Source organism: Brevibacterium sp. XM4083, assembly GCF_006489205.2.
Classification (GTDB): domain Bacteria; phylum Actinomycetota; class Actinomycetes; order Actinomycetales; family Brevibacteriaceae; genus Brevibacterium.
The window spans coordinates 165187-184198 of record NZ_VFYR02000003.1 but is presented as its reverse complement, the minus strand read 5'-3'; the positions used below and the strand labels follow the sequence as shown (position 1 = coordinate 184198).

The 19012-nt window shown below is 69.3% G+C and carries 14 protein-coding genes and 1 riboswitch; of the genes, 9 read left to right on the top strand and 5 right to left on the bottom strand.

Going from position 1 to position 19012, the window contains the following annotated elements; all coding sequences use genetic code 11:
* The first annotated feature begins 199 nt into the window (after nucleotides 1–199).
* On the top strand, nucleotides 200–2350 hold the full coding sequence (locus FJ887_RS10105) for a TRAP transporter permease (RefSeq protein WP_137827086.1): 2151 nt from the start codon (nucleotides 200–202) through the stop codon (nucleotides 2348–2350).
* Between the two features lie 70 nt (nucleotides 2351–2420).
* On the top strand, nucleotides 2421–3413 hold the full coding sequence (locus tag FJ887_RS10100) for a TAXI family TRAP transporter solute-binding subunit (protein ID WP_137827087.1): 993 nt from the start codon (nucleotides 2421–2423) through the stop codon (nucleotides 3411–3413).
* Nucleotides 3414–3749: 336 nt separating this feature from the next.
* Here FJ887_RS10100 and FJ887_RS10095 read toward each other — a convergent pair whose 3' ends face one another.
* From FJ887_RS10095 to FJ887_RS10085, 3 genes are all read right to left on the bottom strand, one after another.
* The gene (locus tag FJ887_RS10095) at nucleotides 3750–4151 is read right to left on the bottom strand and encodes a hypothetical protein (RefSeq protein ID WP_140955347.1); all 402 of its coding nucleotides are present in this window, start codon (nucleotides 4149–4151) and stop codon (nucleotides 3750–3752) included.
* Nucleotides 4152–4406: 255 nt separating this feature from the next.
* Complete coding sequence (gene thiC / locus FJ887_RS10090; protein ID WP_140955346.1) at nucleotides 4407–6197, bottom strand: phosphomethylpyrimidine synthase ThiC; 1791 nt, start codon at nucleotides 6195–6197, stop codon at nucleotides 4407–4409.
* A riboswitch (TPP riboswitch) is annotated at nucleotides 6194–6304 on the bottom strand. Its footprint overlaps the gene before it by 4 nt.
* Nucleotides 6305–6731: 427 nt before the next feature.
* Nucleotides 6732–8039, bottom strand: coding sequence for a M18 family aminopeptidase (locus FJ887_RS10085; RefSeq protein ID WP_063250393.1), 1308 nt, complete (start codon nucleotides 8037–8039; stop codon nucleotides 6732–6734).
* Between the two features lie 104 nt (nucleotides 8040–8143).
* On the opposite strand from FJ887_RS10085, the gene FJ887_RS10080 reads away from it, so the two are divergent.
* Nucleotides 8144–9640: a DUF1684 domain-containing protein gene (locus FJ887_RS10080; protein WP_223289976.1), complete on the top strand. Its 1497-nt coding sequence runs from the start codon at nucleotides 8144–8146 to the stop codon at nucleotides 9638–9640.
* A 90-nt stretch (nucleotides 9641–9730) separates the two neighbouring features.
* On the opposite strand, the gene FJ887_RS10075 is transcribed toward FJ887_RS10080, so the two are convergent.
* On the bottom strand, nucleotides 9731–11728 hold the full coding sequence (locus tag FJ887_RS10075; protein WP_162909101.1) for a M13 family metallopeptidase: 1998 nt from the start codon (nucleotides 11726–11728) through the stop codon (nucleotides 9731–9733).
* Between the two features lie 53 nt (nucleotides 11729–11781).
* Between FJ887_RS10075 and FJ887_RS10070 the strand changes: the two genes are divergently transcribed.
* On the top strand, nucleotides 11782–12354 hold the full coding sequence (locus FJ887_RS10070; RefSeq protein ID WP_063250396.1) for a low molecular weight protein-tyrosine-phosphatase: 573 nt from the start codon (nucleotides 11782–11784) through the stop codon (nucleotides 12352–12354).
* A gap of 85 nt (nucleotides 12355–12439) precedes the next feature.
* A complete protein-coding gene (locus tag FJ887_RS10065; RefSeq protein ID WP_063250397.1) occupies nucleotides 12440–13081 on the top strand; it encodes a copper resistance CopC family protein in 642 nt (213 codons plus the stop codon).
* 374 nt (nucleotides 13082–13455) lie between these two features.
* On the opposite strand, the gene FJ887_RS10060 is transcribed toward FJ887_RS10065, so the two are convergent.
* On the bottom strand, nucleotides 13456–14181 hold the full coding sequence (locus FJ887_RS10060; protein ID WP_063250398.1) for a GOLPH3/VPS74 family protein: 726 nt from the start codon (nucleotides 14179–14181) through the stop codon (nucleotides 13456–13458).
* 326 nt (nucleotides 14182–14507) lie between these two features.
* On the opposite strand from FJ887_RS10060, the gene FJ887_RS10055 reads away from it, so the two are divergent.
* Genes FJ887_RS10055 through FJ887_RS10040 form a run of 4 tightly spaced genes read left to right on the top strand, consistent with a single transcriptional unit; the run spans nucleotide 14508 to nucleotide 19000 of the window.
* Nucleotides 14508–15773, top strand: a complete 1266-nt coding sequence (locus tag FJ887_RS10055; RefSeq protein WP_063250399.1) for a glycosyltransferase — start codon at nucleotides 14508–14510, stop codon at nucleotides 15771–15773.
* Nucleotides 15770–16978 carry a glycosyltransferase gene (locus FJ887_RS10050; protein ID WP_140955345.1) on the top strand — a complete coding sequence of 403 codons (1209 nt, stop codon included), beginning with the start codon at nucleotides 15770–15772 and terminating at the stop codon, nucleotides 16976–16978. The genes FJ887_RS10055 and FJ887_RS10050 overlap by 4 nt, the downstream gene beginning before the upstream one ends.
* Complete coding sequence (locus FJ887_RS10045; protein ID WP_063250401.1) at nucleotides 16975–18075, top strand: glycosyltransferase; 1101 nt, start codon at nucleotides 16975–16977, stop codon at nucleotides 18073–18075. Before FJ887_RS10050 ends, FJ887_RS10045 begins: the two co-directional genes overlap by 4 nt.
* Nucleotides 18065–19000, top strand: coding sequence for a galactosyltransferase-related protein (locus FJ887_RS10040; RefSeq protein ID WP_095375105.1), 936 nt, complete (start codon nucleotides 18065–18067; stop codon nucleotides 18998–19000). The genes FJ887_RS10045 and FJ887_RS10040 overlap by 11 nt, the downstream gene beginning before the upstream one ends.
* Nucleotides 19001–19012: the final 12 nt, after the last annotated feature.

Here is a 19012-nt window from a genome sequence, read left to right as displayed (position 1 = left end):
TCCGCCGGAACCGGCCGGTCCTCTCGGTATACTGTGAGTCAACTCACATTATCGAGTGCGGTGACCAGCGCCGGTCGACTCCACGAGGAGGTGAGCCGACCCGTGCCGACCGACCATCACACATCACCCGACCACCCCACCGCCCACACACCGAACCACACCACCCCGCCGCCACACCAGAGAGACCGAAGGGACACCGATGTCCGAGCGTCCGTCCGCGACTGCCACCAGTCCGCTTCCCCAAGCGAACGTCGACGACCTCATCGCCCAGTACGACGAGGAACTCCCGCAGCGCAGACTCACGCGTCGACTCGACCTGGGTGTGAGCATCGTCTGCTTCCTCATCTCCCTCTACGTCCTCAACCAGGTGTTCTTCCCGCTCCGGCAGGGCAACCAGTACTACCTCATGTGGTTCCTCGCCTTCGTCCTGCCTCTCGTCTTCATCTGCTACCGCCCCGGGTTCGGCCGGCGGAAGGAAGCGGGCGCGCACGCAGCGGACGCCGCCGCGGAGGCGACCGCCTCGGCGCCGGGTACAGCGCGGACAGCCAAACCTGCCCGCACGACGGACAACCCCTCGGTCATCGACTGGATCCTCGTCGTCCTCACGTTCCTCACCTGCGCCTACCCGGTGCTGCCGTTCTTCTCCGGCGGGTTCAACGAGTTCCTCAACCGGCAGGGCTCCCTCGACCCGCTCGACGTGACGATGGGCGGCATCCTCATGCTCCTCATCCTCGAGGCGACGCGGCGGACGACGGGCCTCATCCTCCCGATCTTCTGCGTCGTCTTCTTCCTCTACAGCTACTACGGCGCCTACATCCCCGTCGGCTGGCCCGGCTCCCACGCCGGCCAGAACTTCGACCAGATCATCAACGCCCTCTACAACGACGCCTCCGGCTTCTACGGGATCCCGCTCGACGTCGCCGCGACCTACATCGTCCTCTTCACGATCTACGGCGCCGTCCTCGACAAGACGGGAGCGGCGAGCTTCTTCATCGACCTCTCCTTCTCCCTGTTCAAGAAGTCGAAGGCCGCCCCCGGGCGCACCGTCGCCCTCTCCGGCTTCCTCCTCGGCACGGTCTCGGGATCGGGCACGGCGACGGCGGTCTCCCTCGGCGCGGTCACCTGGCCGGTGCTCAAGAAGGCCGGCTACCCGAAGGAGAACGCCGGCGGCATGCTCGCCGCCTCCGGCATCGGCGCGATCCTCTCCCCGCCGACGCTCGGTGCCGCCGCCTTCATCATCGCCGAACTCCTCAACGTCTCCTACGGCCTCGTCCTCCTCTGGGCGGTCGTGCCCACCCTGCTCTACTACCTCGGCATCTTCCTCGCCATCGAGATCGACTCGCGCAAGATCGACGTCGACTACCGCCCGCCCACCGGCCTGCGCTCGTGGCCGATCCTCAAACGCGGCTTCTACCACTTCATCTCGCTCGGCATCATCGTCGTCTTCCTCGCCCTCGGCATGGCCCCGTTCAAAGCCGTCGTCTACGCGACCCTGGTGGGCATCGGGTTCGGCATCATCGAGATCGTCCTCGCCCACCGCGGGCAGCCGAAGAGGATCCTCCGCGCGATCTGGGATGTCATCTTCGGCGCCCTGTCGACGGGCATCCGCTCGGTCCTGCCGGTCACAAGCGTGTGCGCGGCCGCCGGCATCATCGTCTCGACGATCACGAAGACCGGACTCGGCCAGGTCATCTCCGACATCCTCGTCAAGGGCGCGCAGGCGATCTCGTCGAACCCCACCGCCGTCATCGTCTTCACCTGCATCTTCGCCGCGATCGCCGTGACGATCCTCGGTCTCGCCGTGCCCGTGACCGCGTCGTTCATCATCAGCTGGGTGATCGTCGGACCCGCCCTCATCTCCCTCGGCATCCCCGAGGCGGCGGCCGCGATGTTCATCTTCTACTACGCCGTCCTCTCCGAGGTGTCCCCGCCGACCGCGCTCGCCGCCGTCGCCTCGGCCGCGATCACCGGAGGCCGTGTCATCGCGACGATGTGGCAGGCGTGCAAGTACGCGATCCCCGCCTTCCTCGTGCCCCTGGCCTTCACGTTCACCCCCGAGGGCGCGTCGCTCGTCGCCCAGGGCGGATTCCTCGGCGCGCTGTGGACCGGCGCGGTCTCCGCGTTCGCCGTCGCCGCGCTCGCCGCCGGCGCCGGCGGGTGGATCATCCGCCGCGCAGGCTGGCCCGAGCGCATCCTCTGCTTCATCGCCGCCGGCGCCCTCCTCTACCTCCAGCCGCTGTCGATGATCGTCGGCTTCACCGCTCTGATCCTCGCCGTCATCGTCCACCTCATCCTTCGCCGCCGTCCCCGGCAGACGGACCACACCCCCGCCGAGGCGGCTCTGCCGTGACCCCGCCCGTGACCTCGGTCTCCCGACCGACCACCCCCACACCGACCACCACTGAGAAAGGGAAGAGCCCATGAAGAGAACGAAGATGTTCACCGTCACCGCGGCCGCCGTCGCCGCGGTCCTCGCGCTGAGTTCGTGCGGCGGCAAACGCGAGAACACGCCTGCCGCCTCCGGCGGAGACGGCTGCACGGCCGCATCCGGGCAGATCACGATCGCAACCGGCAACTCGACGGGCGTGTACTATGTGCTCGGCGGCGGTCTCGCCCAGCTCATCTCCGACAACACGGACCTCAAGGCGACCGCCGCCGAGACCGGAGCCTCGGTGCAGAACCTCCAGCAGCTGGCGGCCGGCGACTACGACATCGCGTTCTCGCTCGCCGACACCGCCGCCGACGCGGTGTCCGGCAACGCGGACTTCGAGCAGCCTGAGGAGATCTCCGCACTGTCGCGCATCTACGACAACTACACCCAGGTCATCGTCCGCAAGGATGCGAACATCAAGACGATCGAGGACTTCAAGGGCAAGACGATCTCGACGGGCTCACCGAAGTCCGGCACCGAGGTCATCGCCAACCGCCTCATCGAATCCGCGGGACTCGCCGACGCCGACGTGACGAAGCAGCGCCTCGACCTCGCGAAGACCGTCGACGGAATGAAGGACGGCACGCTCGACGGCATGGTGTGGTCCGGCGGTCTGCCGACAGCGGGTGTCACCGACCTCTTCACCTCCAACGGCGGCGACGTCGAGTTCCTCGACATCTCCGCCCTCGAGGGGCAGATGAAGGAGATCAACCCCGTCTACGAGGTCGCCGAGATCCCCGCCGAGACGTACAAGGGCGTCGGGGCGGTCAACACGATCATCACGCCCAACGTCCTCATGGTCCGCAACGACATGGATGAGGGCACCCAGTGCGCCCTGACGAAGCTGATCTTCGACAAGAAGGCCGACCTCGAGAAGGTCCACGCGGCGGCGAAGGACATCAAGCTCGACACGGCGATGCCGCCGGAGCCGATCCCGCTCGCCCCGGGTTCGCAGACCGCGCTCGACGAACTCAACAAGTAGGCGCGCCACGCGGACGACCCCGGCGCCAAGTCAGCGAGCCCGGCGCAGAGGGGGCGGCGCTGAGTTGGCGGGCAGAGGGGCGAGTGCTGAGGGGCCAGTGCTGAGGGGGCGGGCAGCTCCCGATCACGGCGGAGTGCGGATAGCGGGTGGTGCACCACCCGCTATCCGCACTCCGCCGTGATCCACGATGCGGACGGCTGCTGGACACAGGCGGTCGGGGCGGGCGTCAGTGCGCGGACGCGCGTGGGCGAGGGCACGGGCGTGCGCGCGGGAGGTTGTGCGTGTCCATGGGTCGGTGTGTGCGGGGCGGTGTGTGCGGCCGCTCGCCAGCGCCGGTCAGTAGATCCATCCGGGGATGATCATCGCCGGCACTCCGTAGAAGCCGGTGTTGAACATCTCGATGATGAGGAAGTGGACGACGATCGTCGCACACAGGCAGATCACGAGAGTGAGCGCGCTGCGCAGCGCCCAGTGGACTCGCAGGGCGAGACCGATGACGGTGGCGAACGCGGCCCCGGAGACCCACCAGCCGAGCAGCACCGGGATGCAGAAGAGTGCGACGAAGACGGGCAGCGGAATGATCGACCCCGCGTTCCACCACGCCAGCGCGTAGATGCCCACGGTGATCAGCCCCGTCACGAGGACGATGAGGTACGGGGCGAACCAGTCGAACGACGCCCGGAACGAGGGCTCCGCTGACTGGTTCGGAGCATGCGGCGCGGCGGGCTGAGTGGACACAGAGCGACCCTACCAGCGGTGGACGAGCACCGACCCGAGAGTCCGGGAACGAGACGCTGCCCGGGACCACCTCGGCGAGGTGGGAACTTCGCTCCCAGCCCGGGAGCACCGCGGCGAGGTGGGGCACTCCGATCTCACCCCGGCAACCGCCTCGGCGGGGTGAGGCACGCCGACCCCACCCCGCCGACACCCGCTGACCGGACCCCAGCCCAGCCCGGACCTCAGTCCTGCCCGGACCTCAGCCCTGCCCGGACCTCAGCCCTGCCGCGGACCGATCGTCGGTTCGGGCAGATAGACCTCACCGCCGGCGGCGAGGAACTCCCGGCTCTTGGCCTGCATGCCGGCGATCGCGGCCTGCGCCTCGGCGCTGCCGTACGTGTCGCGGATGTCCTGGGAGATGCGCATCGAGCAGAACTTCGGCCCGCACATCGAGCAGAAGTGCGCGGTCTTCGCCGGTTCCGCCGGCAGCGTCTCGTCGTGGAAGGACTCGGCGGTCTCCGGGTCGAGGCCGAGCGCGAACTGGTCGCGCCAGCGGAACTCGAACCGCGCCTTCGACAGCGCATCGTCCCGGGCCGTCGCCCCCGGGTGGCCCTTCGCGACGTCCGCGGCGTGGGCGGCGATCTTGTACGTGATCACCCCCGTCTTGACGTCGTCGAGGTCGGGCAGTCCCAGGTGCTCCTTCGGGGTGACGTAGCAGAGCATCGCCGTGCCGTACCGGGCGATCTCCGTCGCCCCGATCGCCGAGGTGATGTGGTCGTAGCCGGGCGCGATGTCCGTGACGAGCGGACCCAGGGTGTAGAAGGGGGCGCCGTCGCAGAGCTCCTGCTGGCGCTCGACGTTCTCCCGCACGAGATGGAGCGGAATGTGGCCGGGGCCCTCGACCATGACCTGGACGTCGTGCTCCCATGCCCGCTTCGTCAGCTCGGCGAGGGTGTCGAGTTCGGCGAACTGGGCGGCGTCGTTGGCGTCGGCGATCGAGCCGGGGCGCAGCCCGTCGCCGAGGGAGAACGCGACATCGTAGGCCGCGAAGATCTCGCAGAGCTCGTCGAAGTGGGTGTAGAGGAAGTTCTCCTCGTGGTGGGCCAGGCACCAGCCGGCCATGATCGAGCCCCCGCGAGAGACCATGCCGGTGACCCGGTCCGCGGTGAGCGGGACGTAGCGGAGCAGCACGCCGGCGTGCACGGTCATGTAGTCGACGCCCTGCTCGCACTGTTCGATGACGGTGTCGCGGTAGATCTCCCAGGTGAGCGCTTCGGCGTCGCCGTCGACCTTCTCAAGCGCCTGGTAGATGGGGACGGTGCCGATGGGGATCGGGGAGTTGCGGATGATCCATTCGCGGGTGGTGTGGATGTCGTTGCCCGTCGAGAGGTCCATGAGGGTGTCGGCACCCCACTTCGCGGCCCACTGGAGCTTCTCCACCTCCTCGGCGATCGAGCTCGTCACCGCAGAATTGCCGATGTTCGCGTTGATCTTGACGAGGAACGCCTTGCCGATGATCATCGGTTCGGACTCGGGATGGTTGATGTTCGACGGGATGATCGCCCGGCCTGCGGCGACCTCGGAGCGGACGAGTTCGACGTCGCACTGCTCGCGGATCGCGACGTAGCGCATCTCCGGAGTGATGATGCCCTTCCTGGCGTAGTGCATCTGCGTGACGGTGCGTCCGTTCTTCGCTCGCCGAGGTGACCGTTCCGGACCCTGCCACTGCTGAGAGGGCGCCCCGCGACGGACGGCGGCTCGGCCGTCGTCTTCGATGAGGTGTCCGCGCGCCTCGTAGGTCTCGGTGTCGTCGCGGTCGTCGATCCAGGGCGCGCGGTGCGGCGGAAGCCCGTGTTCGGGAACGGCGCCGGGGCCGACGGTGCGGTAGACGTGGACGGGTTCGTTGGGGCGGCCGTTCGTGTCCTCGAGGTCGATGCGGGTGACCGGGACGCGGATGCCGTGCTCGCTGTCCTCGACCCAGGCGAGCGAATGCGAGGGGTACTGCTCGAGGGAGTAGTCCTCGGCGGGCGTGGTGTTTTCGGGTGTGTCAGGGGTAGGCGCAGTCATCTGCGATCCTCTCTTCCTCCGCCGGTATCAACCGGATCAGGTTCAACGGTCTCGAGCGGCCTTAGCCCGATCTCAGCCTCCTGCCGGAGGCCCCCGTGGGGTCACACAACGACTATCACAGTGTGCGCGTCGCCACAAAACAGCGCGTCTCGTCGACCGCCCGTCGACCGTTCGGCGACCACCTCGTCGACTGTTCGGCGGCCGCCTCGTCGACCGCCTTGTCGACGGTTCGGCGGCCACCTCGTCGACCGCCCGGCGACTGCCGATCGCCCTCGATCACCGCGTACCCGGTCGCGCTCGATCAACGCGGCGGGAGAAAATCGATGCTCCCGCGAAGTCGGTCGCTCTCGATCAACGCGCAGCCGGAATTCCGCGTCTTGGGCGACGCGGAATTCGGGCCCAGCGTGGATCGAGGCTGGAAGTGTCGGCTGCGCGTGGATCGGCGTACGGAGTGGCGGCGCCGATCCCGCCCGGACCGACGCCAGAGAGCGCCGATCTCGCCCGGACCGACGCGTGGAGTGCCGGCGCCGGCCCCTACGCTCCCTGGAGGAAGGCCTTGGCGGCGGCACCGAGGGCGACGACGTCGCTGATCGCGCACATCTCCCGCGCCGAGTGCATCGAGTAGAGCGCCGGTCCCACGTCGACGGTCGTCATCCCCATCCGCGTCGCCGTCAGCGGTCCGATCGTCGACCCGCACGGCACGGAGTTGTTCGACACGAAGTCCTGGTACTCGACCCCGGCCGCAGTGCACGCCTTAGCCCACACCGCGGTGCCCACGGCGTCGGTCGCATACCGCTGCTGCGCATTGTGCTTGAGCAGCGGTCCTCCGCCGAGTCGGGGCCGCACCTGCGGGTCGTGCCGCTCCTGATAGTTCGGGTGGACGGCATGACCGGCGTCCGAGGACACGCACACCGACCCGGCCAGCGCGGCGAGGTGGTCGCTGCGCGTCGCGTCGGGGTAGAGGGAGGCAACGATGCGCTCGGCGACGTCGGCGAGGAACGGTCCGCTCGCCCCGGACCGAGAGTTCGACCCGATCTCCTCGTGGTCGAACCCGGCGAAGAGGGCGAGGTGGTCGAGCGCCTCGGCGTCGAGCCCGACCATCGCGGTGACCCCGGCGTGGACGGAGAGGAGGTTGTCCAGCCTCGGCGAGGCGAAGAACTCGTCCGCGGCACCGAAGAGCGCAGGCTCCTGGACGGGGATCGTGTAGACGTCGTGGCCGACGATGAGCTCGGGGTCCACCTCGGCGGAGGCGGCGAGGAGCTCGAGGACGTCGGCCTCGGCGAGATCAGCAAGACCGACGATCGGGGTCGTGTGGCGCTGCTTGTCGAGGGTGAGGCCCTCGTTGACCTGCCGGTCGAGGTGGATGGCCAGCTGCGGGATGCGCGCGATCGCCCCGGTGCGCGCGAGAACGACGGTGCCGTCGGCGAGGCTGAGGCGCCCGGCGAACGCGAGCTCCCGGTCGAGCCACGAGTTGAGCAGCGGCCCGCCGTAGATCTCGACGCCGACCTGGCGCACCCCGGCGGTCGTGAACTCCTCACCGGGCTTGAGCTTGAAGGCGGGGGAGTCGGTGTGCGACCCGAGGACGCGGAACGGCGGGATCACCGAGGTGGTCTCTGTCGGGGTCATCCACGCGATGATCGCACCGTCGCGGACGACGAAGTATCCGCGGCCGGGTTCTAGCGCCCAGGAGTCGCGTTCGTCGAGCCGGTGGAAGCCGGCGGCGCCGAGACGGTCGGCGGCGGCAGCGGTGGCATGATAGGAGCAGGGAGAGGCAGAGACGAATTCCGAGAGATCGGCTGCGACCTGCGCGTTTGCTGTCTGGTCGGTGGGAGGAGTGCTCATTTTCTCAGCCTATCCTTTGCGGTAGCTTTGATCACAGGTGCTTTGATCACAGCTCCGAAGCGGCAGACGCGGGACGACGAATGAGATTGCGAGGGGACTTCGACGTGAACCAGTTCGTGGCCGAATGGAACACCTGGCGGGACTCGCGGAACTCGTCGTTGGCGACCCCCTTCGGCTGGCTCAGCGTCGTCGGCCTGCACTGGCTCGATGAGGAGTCGACCTGGCCCGACGCCCCCGGCACCTTCACCGTCGACGACGACGGCTGGGTGCGCCTCGCGCTCGACCCGAGCACGAAGGCCGGCCCCGCCGCACAGACTTTGGACCTCCTCTCCCGCCCCGCCGAGGACAGAGCTACCGCTGAGGACGGAGCTTCCGCCGAGGACGGAGCTACCGCAGGGGAGGCCCCCGCCGACGACTCGCCCCAGGTCAGGGTCGAGGACACCGGTTTCAGTGCGAAGCTGCCGCCGGGCGGTTCGCTCGGCTGGTTCACCGTCGGGCACGTGCTCTACGAGCTCATCGACCGCGGTGGGCGGATCGGTGTGCGGATCCGCGACGCGAAGTCGCCGCTGCTGAGCAAATTCGTCGAGGTCCCCGTCTACGACCCCAACCGTGAGTTCGTCTTCCTCGGTCGCTTCACCCCCTATGAGCAGCCGCAGGCACAACCGGTCTCCACCGCGCAGGAGGGTCTCGAGCTGACGACGACGGTCGTCGGCGAGGTCACGTTCACCGGCCCCGACGGCGAGGTCACGCTCATCGCCTCCGGGTGCCCGGCGACCGGACTCCAGCTCGACTTCCACGATGCCACGAACGGGAGGACCACCTCGGCGTGGCGGACCCTCGATCTGGGCATCCCCAACGCCGACGGATCGCTCGTCGTCGACTTCAACCGCGCGGTGAACTACCCGTTCGCGTTCTCCGCGTTCGCCACGTGCCCGGCTCCGGTGCCGGGCAACGTCGTGCCCTTCGCCGTCACCGCCGGAGAACGGCGGCCCCCGTTCTTCTACTCGGAGGCCGGCATCAATGTCCCCTTCCTCTTCTACCGCTGGTGGGACGAGGCGAGCGCCGAGGCGACCCGACCGTGGTACGCGCGTTTCGGCCTCGACATGACCGTCCTCAACCCCAACGAGGATGAGATCGACCAGTCGCTCGTCGGCTTCGACGGGGTCGCGATGTCCGGCGGCGATCTCGCCCCGCTCACGCGCAAGGCGCGCTCGCGGTTGGTCAGGGTCGCCACCGATGCGCTCACCTCACGGCTGCCGGTCATCGGGATCGGGGCGTTCGCGGAGTTCGTCATCACCGCCCAGCGGGAGCTGCGCGACCAGCAGGGCCACACCGAGGCGACCCCCGAACCGCCCGCGACGACACCCGGTCGGGTGCCGATCGTCATGAACAACGAACTCGACCCTGCCTCGGTGGGACTCGACGTCGTCGGCACCGACTCGACCGGACTCATCTACGCGGAGGCGGACATGACGCTGCCGCTCGAATCGACGTACCGCGAGATCGGCGAATTCGAGGCGGCGCTGGCGGCGAAGGCGCCGATCGGCAGCTGGGAGGAGTTCGACTTCCGCGTCGTCACGATGGTCCGCCGGCACCGATAGAGGCGCGGCGACCCCGATTCCGGCAACCCTCCGGCGCTCGGCAACCCCGCGCAGGGTTGCCCAGCGCCCGGAGGGTTGTCGGGACGAGACCTACCAGATGGTCACGCGGGCCTCGGGCGCGAGGTACATGGCATCGGACTCGCTCACGCCGAAGGTGTCGTGGAAGGCCGTCATGTTCTTCACGACCTGGTTGCACCGGAACTCCTCCGGCGAATGCGGGTCGATGCTCAGCCTGCGGACGCGCTCCTCGGTGCGCATCTTCGTCCGCCACGCCTTCGCCCATGCGGCGAAGAACTCCGCGGCCTCCGCTTCGGTGGGGGTGCGGCCGAGTTCGAGTTCGAGCGCCTTCCACCCGATCGACAGTCCGCCGAGGTCGCCGATGTTCTCTCCCACGGTGAGTGCCCCGTTGACGTGCTGACCGGCCTCGAGACCGGCGGGAACGAGCGCGTCGTACTGGTCGATGAGGGCCTTCGTGCGCTCCTCGAAGCGCTCCCGATCCTCGGCCGTCCACCAGTCGACGAGGTTGCCGTCGCCGTCGTAGCGCGAGCCCTGATCGTCGAAGCCGTGTCCGATCTCGTGGCCGATGACCGCGCCGATCGCCCCGAAGTTCGCCGGCACCGAACCCTCGGCGTCGAAGAACGGAGGCTGGAGGATCGCGGCGGGGAAGACGATCTCGTTCATCACCGGGTGGTAGTAGGCGTTGACCGTCTGCGGGGTCATCAGCCACTCGGTGCGGTCGATCTCCCCGCCGATGCGCGTGATCTGGCGGGCGTGCTCGGCTCGGGCGGCGCGGCGGACGTTGCCGACGAGGTCGTCGGCGGCCATCTCTGCCGGGTACTCGCGCCACTTGACCGGGTAGCCGACCTTCGGCGTGAACTTCGAGAGCTTGACGAGCGCCCGCTGCTTCGTCTCCTCGCTCATCCAGTCGAGTTCGGTGATCGACTTCTCGTACGCCTTGATGAGCATGTCGACGAGGTGGTCGATCGCGTCCTTCGCGGCAGGCGGGAACTCGGCTTCGACGTAGAGCTTGCCGACCGCCTCGCCGAGGAGGGACTCGACGAGCCCGACCCCGCGCTTCCAGCGGTCCCGCAGCGCCGGAGTGCCCGAGAGCGTGCGGGAGTTGAAGTCGAAGTCCTCTTCGACGATCTCGTCGGTGAGCAGGGACGCCGTCGAGGTGAGCACCGACCATCGCAGCCACACCTTGAGCGTCTCGAGGTCGGTGTCCTCCCACACCTGGGCCATGCCGGCGACGTACGAGGGCTGGCCGACGACGACGGTCTCGAGTTCGCCGTCGATGTCGGCGGCGACCGCGGCGAACCACGCATCGAAGTCGAACCCGGGGCCGAGCTCGCGCAGCTGCGCGAGCGTGTGCTTGTTGTACGTCTTCTCGGCATCACGGGTGGCCACGCGGTCCCAGTGGTGGCGGGCGAGTGCGGTCTCGAACGCCATGACCTTCGCGGCCACCTCGGCGTCGGTGATCCCCGCAGCCTCACCGAGGCCGGCGAATCCGGACATCCTCTGCACATGCGCGAGGAACTTCTCCCGCACCTCGGCGAAGTCGTCGTTGAAGTAGTAGTCCTCGTCGGGCAGGGAGATCCCGGCTTGGACGAGGTAGAGGGCGTAGATGTCGGAGTCCTTGGCGTCGGCGGTGACGTACCCGCCGAGCAGCCCCCCGATGCCCTCGGTCTCCAGCCGCCCGAGGAGGTTCGCGAGCTCCGCCTTCGACTCGGCTGAGTCGATGGCGGCGAACGTCGCCTCGAGCGGGGTGATGCCGAGCTCGTTGATCCGCTCGAGGTCCATGAACGAGGAGAAGAGGTCCGCGACCTTCTGCCCCTCGCCGCCGGCCTCCTGCGGGTCGTCGACGACGGAGCGGATGATCGAGCGCACCTTCGTCTCCGCGGTGTCGAAGAGCTCGCGCATGGCTCCGTCGCCGGCGCGGTCGTCGGGGATCGTGAACGCGTCGATCCACCGCCCGTTGATGTGGCGGAAGAGGTCGTCCTGCGGGCGCACCGACTCGAGGGGAGCGATGTCAGCAGAGGCTCCCGCGGACTCGGGATTCACCGGTGACGTCGAGGTGTGAGAAGTCATGGTGCAACAGTATCGTGGACGGTGGCCTTGTCCCCTGAGTGAGGAGTGAGAGTATGGCTCTGCCGTCCGTCGTGTTCGTGTGCACCGGCAACATCTGCCGGTCCGTCACCGCCGAACGCGTCCTCGAACGTCACTTGGAGACCATCGGCGCCGAGGCGGTCGTCGACTCAGCCGGCATCAGCGACGAGGAGGAGGGCAACCCCATCGACCCCCGGCAGGCGCGGGTGCTCGCCGCCGCCGGCTACCGCACCGACGACCATGCCGCCCGGCAGATCACCGCCGAATGGCTCGCCGACCGCGACCTCGCCGTCGCGATGACCGCCCGCCACTACCGCGCCCTTGAGCGTCTCATCGCCGACCTTCCCGCCGAGGCGCGCCCGGAGCTGCGCATGCTGCGCGAGTTCGACCCCGAGGCGTCGGTCGACCCCCGCCGAGGCGGGACGGCGGATCCGTACGGGAGCGGGGGCCGCCTCGGCGGGGGAGACGATGACGCACCCGCTCCTGACGTCCCCGACCCGTGGTACGGCGGCCGATTGACCGATTTCGAAGAAACCCTTGAGACAATGGAGAGGTCTGTGACCGGCCTCACAGATCACCTGCGCGCCGTCGCCGCGCATCCTCGGTGAGGCTGGGATCTGGGATACTGGAGGGGGCGGGACTCGCCGATGGCGAAGTCCCCTTGCCGTGACAATCGTTGAAGGAGAATCGCAAATGACTCGAACACAGTGGTCCGCTCTCAGGCTCGTGTTCGCCGCCCTCATCGTCGCCGCGCTCAGCGTCGTCGCGGCGGCACCGGCCAGCGCCCATGATCAGCTGATCTCGACGAACCCCGAGAACGGGGCGCAGCTCGACAAGCAGCCGGAGTGGCTCGAGATGAAGTTCTCCGGCGAGATCCAGGCCGTGGGCTCCGAGGTCATGGTCAAGGTCGACGGCACCGACGTCTCCGCAGGTGAGCTCACCGCGGAAGGCACGACGCTCTCCGTCGCGCTGCCCGACAACCTCAAGCCCGGCGCGTACACCGTGGTGTGGCGCGTCGTCTCCTCCGACGGTCACCCCATCTCCGGCGACTTCGCCTTCACCATCGGCGACGCCGAGGGCGCCGGCGGTTCGGTCGAACAGTCGACGAAGGCCGGCCTCGGCGGAGCCGTCGTCGACGAACCCGGCAAGAACACCGAAGAGCGCGGTCAGATCGGCGAATCGACCGGCAGCGACACCGGCATGTCGATGCCGATGATCATCCTCCTCGGCGTTGGTGCGCTCGCCATCATCGTCATCGTCGTCCTCCTCATGCGCCGCAAGGCCCAGGGCCTGCCCGGCACGAAGGACGACGGCAACGGCGGCACGAACAGCTGAGACTCGTCACCGCGGGTCGCATCCCGCGCTGAGCCTCGACTCAGCACAGCAGGTCCCCGGACGGAGGCGTCAGGGGACCTGCTCTATTCATGGGTGGCTGGGTGCTGCATTCACGGGTAGTGGGGTGCGAGCCGGTCGCATTCACGGGTGGTGGGGTGGCGGTCGGTCGGCGGTGGGGCTCGGCTCTCCATCCACGCGGGGCTCGAATATCGACGCTCCGGCGAATCCCGGTTCTCTCGTTCCACGCGGGGCCGGAAATCCGCGTCGCCCGCGGCGCGGATTTCGAGTGTCGCGTGGATCGGGGGTTGCGAGCGCTGATCGGGGGGTTGCGAGCGTGGATCGACGGGCTCGCGGTTGGCGGTTGGAAGCGGGGCTCAGGTGTCGGGCCAGGTCGAGGCGCGGGCCACCCGTGCCCCGGTCGCGGAGTCGCTGATCGCGCTCGCGGTCTCGGTCGTGTGCTTCGCCGAGGCGGTCGCCGCCTCGAGGATGTCCCGGATCGGTGCGCTCGCCCACGCGGCCATCGCCACCTGCTGGGCGACCTTGTCATCCCAGGTCAGCGGCGGGGAGATCTGCCGGGCCGCCTCGGCGCCGTGGAGGAGCGCGATGATCGTGCCCGTGCGGACGTCGACCGACTCACCGCCGTCGAGGACGGCGCCGATCTCCGCGCGCAGCCGTTCCTCGGGTGCCGGGTCGAGCACCTGCCACGACGAGGTGGGGAAGAGTCCGAGGAAGCGGGAACTGCGGTGGTGGAGAACGCCGTGGTTGCCGAGCCGGACGAGGAGGACGTCGTCGAGGCGGGGGAGGAGGATCGGCAGCGCCGACGACAGCGGTCGCTCCTTCTGCCCGAGGAGCGCGATCGCGTTGACGAACATCGGATCGGTCGGGCGCGGCACCTCGGCGGGACGGACGAACGGCGAGGCCGGGTCGGAGCCGGGGAGGATGTCGATGAACCCCGCCTCGGCGAGGTCGACGAGGAGTGCCCCGGTGAGTGCGGACTCGAGTCCGGGGGTGATCTCGGGGATCTTCCCGGATTCGGGCAGGAGCAGGAGCATGAGGTCCTCGCTGATGAGGAGGTCGCGGCGATCGGGGCCTGCGGTCATGGTCGGGTCCTTCCTCGGGGCGGGCAACCATTCGAACGGATGGTGCGGTGACCTGTGCCACGCAGTCTAGCCGCCAGGGCGCGACAGGTCAGCCGGCCGCGATGACGGCATCCGATCAAATAGCCCCTATCACTTCTTTACATCGTAAGGTAATGTTCGATCGGCAGGGTGTGTTGCTGCTCGTCCGTGCGCTGCCGCAAGTACGTGCATTGCCGCTTCTGCATGCGGGGACGACGGCCTGAGCACTGAGAAGACTGTGAGCGCCGAGGAGACGGGACCGGCCGTTCTCAGCGTTCCGACCATGACGATTCGACGGAGGTGACAGGGTGACAGCGGAGAGGATCAGAGCGATCTCCCTTCCCGCCGATCACCCCTACGTTCTCGCGATCACGGACCCGACGGCGGTCGAGATCCTGCCCGCGCCGGGTGACGGATCCTCCGGTGCCGACGCCGTCGTCGAACAGTTCCTCATCGAGGCGTGGGACGAGGACCAGGCAGCGGACGCCGATCTCGTCCACGTTCACTTCGGCTTCGAACTCGTTCCTCTGTCCGCACTCGAGCGATTCGTCGCAGCCCTCGACAGGCTCGGACTGCCGCTCGTCCTCACGGTCCACGACCTCGAGAATCCGCAGCTGCCCGAGCATGCCCAGGACGACTTCGCTCGCCGACTCGAGGTCCTCCTCCGGCATGCCGTCCGTGTCATCACCCTCACCGAGGGCGCACGTGCGGAGATCATCCGGCGGTGGTCACGCGAGGTGTCCGTTGTGCCGCACCCGCCGCTGGGCTCCGACGTCGCCGAGGCTGTGGTGGCGAGCACTCAACCGCCCGGCGCGCCCGTCGCGAACCGTCCGTCGTCGCCCGGCGCGCCCGTCGCGGCGCGGCAACCGTTCGCCGCACGGCGACCGTTCACCGCGCGGCGACCGTACACTGCCGGAATCCTCCTCAAGGATGCCCGCCCGTCGCTTGATCTCGCGGCGATCGCCGCCCTCGCCCGGGCCCTCGGGACCGATCCTCTCCGCAATGATGACTGGCGGCTCACCGTGATCCGGCGACCGACCGTGCGCGCCGGTCGGGAATCCGAGGTCGCCGAGCTCAAGCGCCTGCTCGACCGGTCCGAATCCGCCGACGTCGAGGTCTGGGCGTCGATGTCGGATCGCGAACTCGAGGACTGGCTCGCCCGTCTCGATGTCCTCGTCCTGCCCTACCGGCACGGAACTCACTCAGGGCTGCTCGATCTGGCCAACGACCTCGGCACGCGGGTCCTCTACGCCGAGGTCGGCCATCTCGCCGATCAGCGGCCCGGGACGAACCTCGGCGTGGACTTCCATGATGCCGACTCGCTGCGCGCTGGCCTGCACGCGATCGCCGAGGCGCCGCCGCTGCCACCCCGCTCCCGTGAGGACGGACTCCGCCTGCTCGCCGAGGTCCGTGACGCGCACACACGGCTCTACCGGTCGGTCGCGGCGAGACGGGCGAAGACGCCAGCCGCGGCTCCGGCAGTGACGCCGCCAACTGCGACACCGCCAGCCACTGCGGCAACTGCAACGACACCGGCAACGCCCTCACCCGCTGACACGGCAGGTGCCCGGTGAACCGGCCGCTGCGCATCCTCGTCATCGCCGACTACCGCTACCCGTTGCGCGAACCGCTGCGCGGCGGGCTCGAGACGCACGAGTGGAACCTCGTGCGGGAGCTGCGGCGGCGCGGCCACGACGTCACCCTCGCAGCGAAGGAGGGCTCCGACTTCCTCGAGAACTCGCCGCCGGCCCTCGTCTACCCCGAGCTGCCATGGCCGCTGAGCGCTCCCCGATCGGATGCGCACCCGCCCGACGAGGTCGCCGCTCACCAGGCCGCGTGCCTCCACACCGTCATGGACCACCTCGCGGTCGAAGGGCGAGGGTTCGACGTCGTCCACAACCACGCCGTGAGCACCGTCCCCCTCACCCGAGCGGCCGAGATCCCGGTGCCGCTGTTCACAACCCTCCACACCCCGCCGCGGATGGACCTCGTCGACGTCATCGACTCCGCCGGAGCGGAGCGGGTCTTCACCGTCTCCCGGTACGCCCAGTCCTCGTGGGCGAACGCCGGAGTCGCCACCGACGTCGTCACCAACGGTGCGGACGCGACCGTCTGGCCGCTGGGCGCGGGCGGTCCCGGCCTGTGCTGGTTCGGGCGGATCGTGCCCGAGAAGTACCCGCACCTCGCTGTCGACGTCGCCACCCGCATCGGGGTGCCGCTGCGGATCATCGGTCCGATCGGCGACCCCGACTACTTCGACGCCTACGTCGCCCCCGCGATCGCGCGCTCCCATGGACTCGTCGACTACCTCGGGTGCCTCAGCCAGCGGGAGACCGCCGAGGTCGTCGGCGCCTCCGCTGCCACCGTCGTCACCCCGATGTGGAACGAGCCGTTCGGCCAGGTCGTCATCGAATCCCTGTTCTGCGGCACCCCCGTCGTCGCACTCGAGCGTGGTGCCTTCGCCGACCTCTACTCCGACGTCGACGGCGTCACCCTCGTCCCCGCGGCCCGCGCCGACGACGAGGTCCTCGACGACCTCGCCGAGGCGACCCGCCGTGTGCTCACCGCGAGCAGTTCCGGCGCGGTCGGCACCGCTCGCGCGAGGATCCGAGACCACGCCGTGTCCCGGTTCAGCGTCGGGGCGTGCGCCGAGGTCCTCCTCGACCGGTTCACCGCCGCCGTGGCCGCGCGCACCCCTGACCTCGGAACCGTCGGGCCCGATCGCGAGGGCTCCCGCCTCGGCGCCTCCCGGCTGGCGCGGACCGGAGGCGCCGGGTGATCGGCTGGTACGTCCACCACCACGGGCACGGGCATCTGCGGCGGATGACCGCGGTCGTCCCCCACCTCGACGACGACGTCGTCGTCTTCTCGAGCCTGCCCCGGCCGCAGCGGCTGCCGCGCTCGCGCACGAGTGACGTGGAGTGGATCGAGCTCGAGGCGGACACGCCCCCGCACGGGGAGCCCGCCGACCCGACCGCCGGTGGGCACCTCCATTGGGTGCCGACGAACGCTCCCGGTCACCGGCGAAGGATGGTCAGGATCGCCGAGGCGGCACCGCGTCTCTCGGGCATGGTCGTCGACGTCTCGGCTGAGGTCGTCCTCCTCTCCCGTCTCCTCGGCGTGCCGGTGACGGTCATCGCGCAGGCTGGAGAGCGCACCGACGCCGCGCACCGGCAGGCCTACGCGCTCGCCGACGCACTCCTCGTCCCCCTGCCGGCACCGCAGGCCGCCGATGACGCGGTCTATGCCCGGGCTCTGCCGCACACGGTCAGGCATGCGGCGAAGACGACGTTCGTCGGCGGGATCTCCGCATCCGCGCCCACCGACGACAGCACCGAAGCGGCCGGCGGCAGCACCGCTCCGACCGATGACAGCACCACTCCGACCGATGGCAGCGCCGAGGCGGGTGAAGGTCGACGCTTCCTCCTCCTCGGATCGCGCGGCGGAACGAGCCTCGGAGCCTCGACGTTCGAGCGGCTGCGGGAGAGGAGTCGCCATGACTGGAGCGCGATCGGACTCGATGTGCAGTCGTGGACCTCTGACGTCCATGCCGCGCTGAGGTCCTCGGCGCTCGTGCTCAGCAATGCCGGTCTCGGTGCGATCGCTGACATCATGGCCGCGCGCAGCCCCGCGATCTTCGTCCCTCAGACCAGGCCCTTCGACGAGCAGGTCGCCAACGGCCTCCTCCTGCAGGCGCTCGGGTTCCCCGTGCGCGACCGACTCGAGATCGGGGAGCCTTTCGACGCGGAGGTCGACGCCGTCTCCCGGTGTGACTTCCCATGGGAGGCCTGGCAGACCGAGGGGGCACCCGGCCGGGCCGCCGACGTCATCCATCGGGTGTGCGCGAGTTCCGGAGGTCTGACCCATGTCGTCTGAGCGGACCGTGGTCATCAGCCTCGCCTCACCCGACCGCTTCGACCGGATCCGGAGTCAGCACGCGGAACTCCGGCGCCTCCACCCCGACCGCATCGACGACGGCAGTCTCCGCCATGTCGTGTGCCTGCTCTCCCCCGGAGCCTCCGCGGAATCCGTCCTCGCCGATCATGCAGGCGCGCTGCCGGCGACGATCGACACCACCGCCGCCGACGCGACGGGCGGGAAGGTCAGACTCGGAGCGGCACGGAACGCCGGAGCCGCCGCCGCAGTCGAGCTCGGCGCCACGCTGCTCGTCTTCCTCGACGCCGACTGCCTGCCGGCAGAGCGCCTCCTCGAACGCTACGAGGAAGCTGCCGGGACTGTCGAGCGCGCTGCGGCCGGGCGCGACGGCACTGCGACCCGTCGGCTCCTCCTCGGGCCGGTCACCTACCTCACGGAGGAGGAGACGGAAGGGCTGGCCGCCTCGGCGCCGGTCATCCCACACCCTCACCCCGCTCGACCCGATCCGAACGATGGCGAGGTCGTCGACGTCGACCCGGACGCGACGGCAGACGGACCGGGCGCTCCCGATCCGTTCGCCCTCTTCTGGTCGCTGTCGTTCGCGTGCCGTCCCGAGGTCTTCGCCCGGATCGGCGGATTCGACGAGACCTACGCCGGATACGGGGGCGAGGACACCGACTTCGCGTTCGCTGCCAGGAGGGCCGGGGTGGGACTGCGCTGGGTCGGCGGCGCGCACGCCTTCCACCGGTACCACCCGGTGAGCTCCCCACCCGTCGAACACGTCGCCGACATCGTCGCCAATGCGCGGATCTTCTTCGACCGGTGGAGGATATGGCCGATGGAGGGGTGGCTGCACGCCTTCCGCGACCTCGGCCTCGTCACCTTCGATGCCCGTTCCGGATGGCGTCTGACGGCAGAGGGCTGAGCACACTCCATC

Coding starts and splice junctions, on each gene's coding strand:
- FJ887_RS10105 (WP_137827086.1), top strand. CDS start 200: ATGTCCGAGCGTCCGTCCGCGACTGCCACCAGTCCGCTTCCCCAAGCG.
- FJ887_RS10100 (WP_137827087.1), top strand. CDS start 2,421: ATGAAGAGAACGAAGATGTTCACCGTCACCGCGGCCGCCGTCGCCGCG.
- thiC (WP_140955346.1), bottom strand. CDS start 6,197: ATGACTGCGCCTACCCCTGACACACCCGAAAACACCACGCCCGCCGAG.
- FJ887_RS10085 (WP_063250393.1), bottom strand. CDS start 8,039: ATGAGCACTCCTCCCACCGACCAGACAGCAAACGCGCAGGTCGCAGCC.
- FJ887_RS10075 (WP_162909101.1), bottom strand. CDS start 11,728: ATGACTTCTCACACCTCGACGTCACCGGTGAATCCCGAGTCCGCGGGA.
- FJ887_RS10070 (WP_063250396.1), top strand. CDS start 11,782: ATGGCTCTGCCGTCCGTCGTGTTCGTGTGCACCGGCAACATCTGCCGG.
- FJ887_RS10065 (WP_063250397.1), top strand. CDS start 12,440: ATGACTCGAACACAGTGGTCCGCTCTCAGGCTCGTGTTCGCCGCCCTC.
- FJ887_RS10060 (WP_063250398.1), bottom strand. CDS start 14,181: ATGACCGCAGGCCCCGATCGCCGCGACCTCCTCATCAGCGAGGACCTC.
- FJ887_RS10040 (WP_095375105.1), top strand. CDS start 18,065: ATGTCGTCTGAGCGGACCGTGGTCATCAGCCTCGCCTCACCCGACCGC.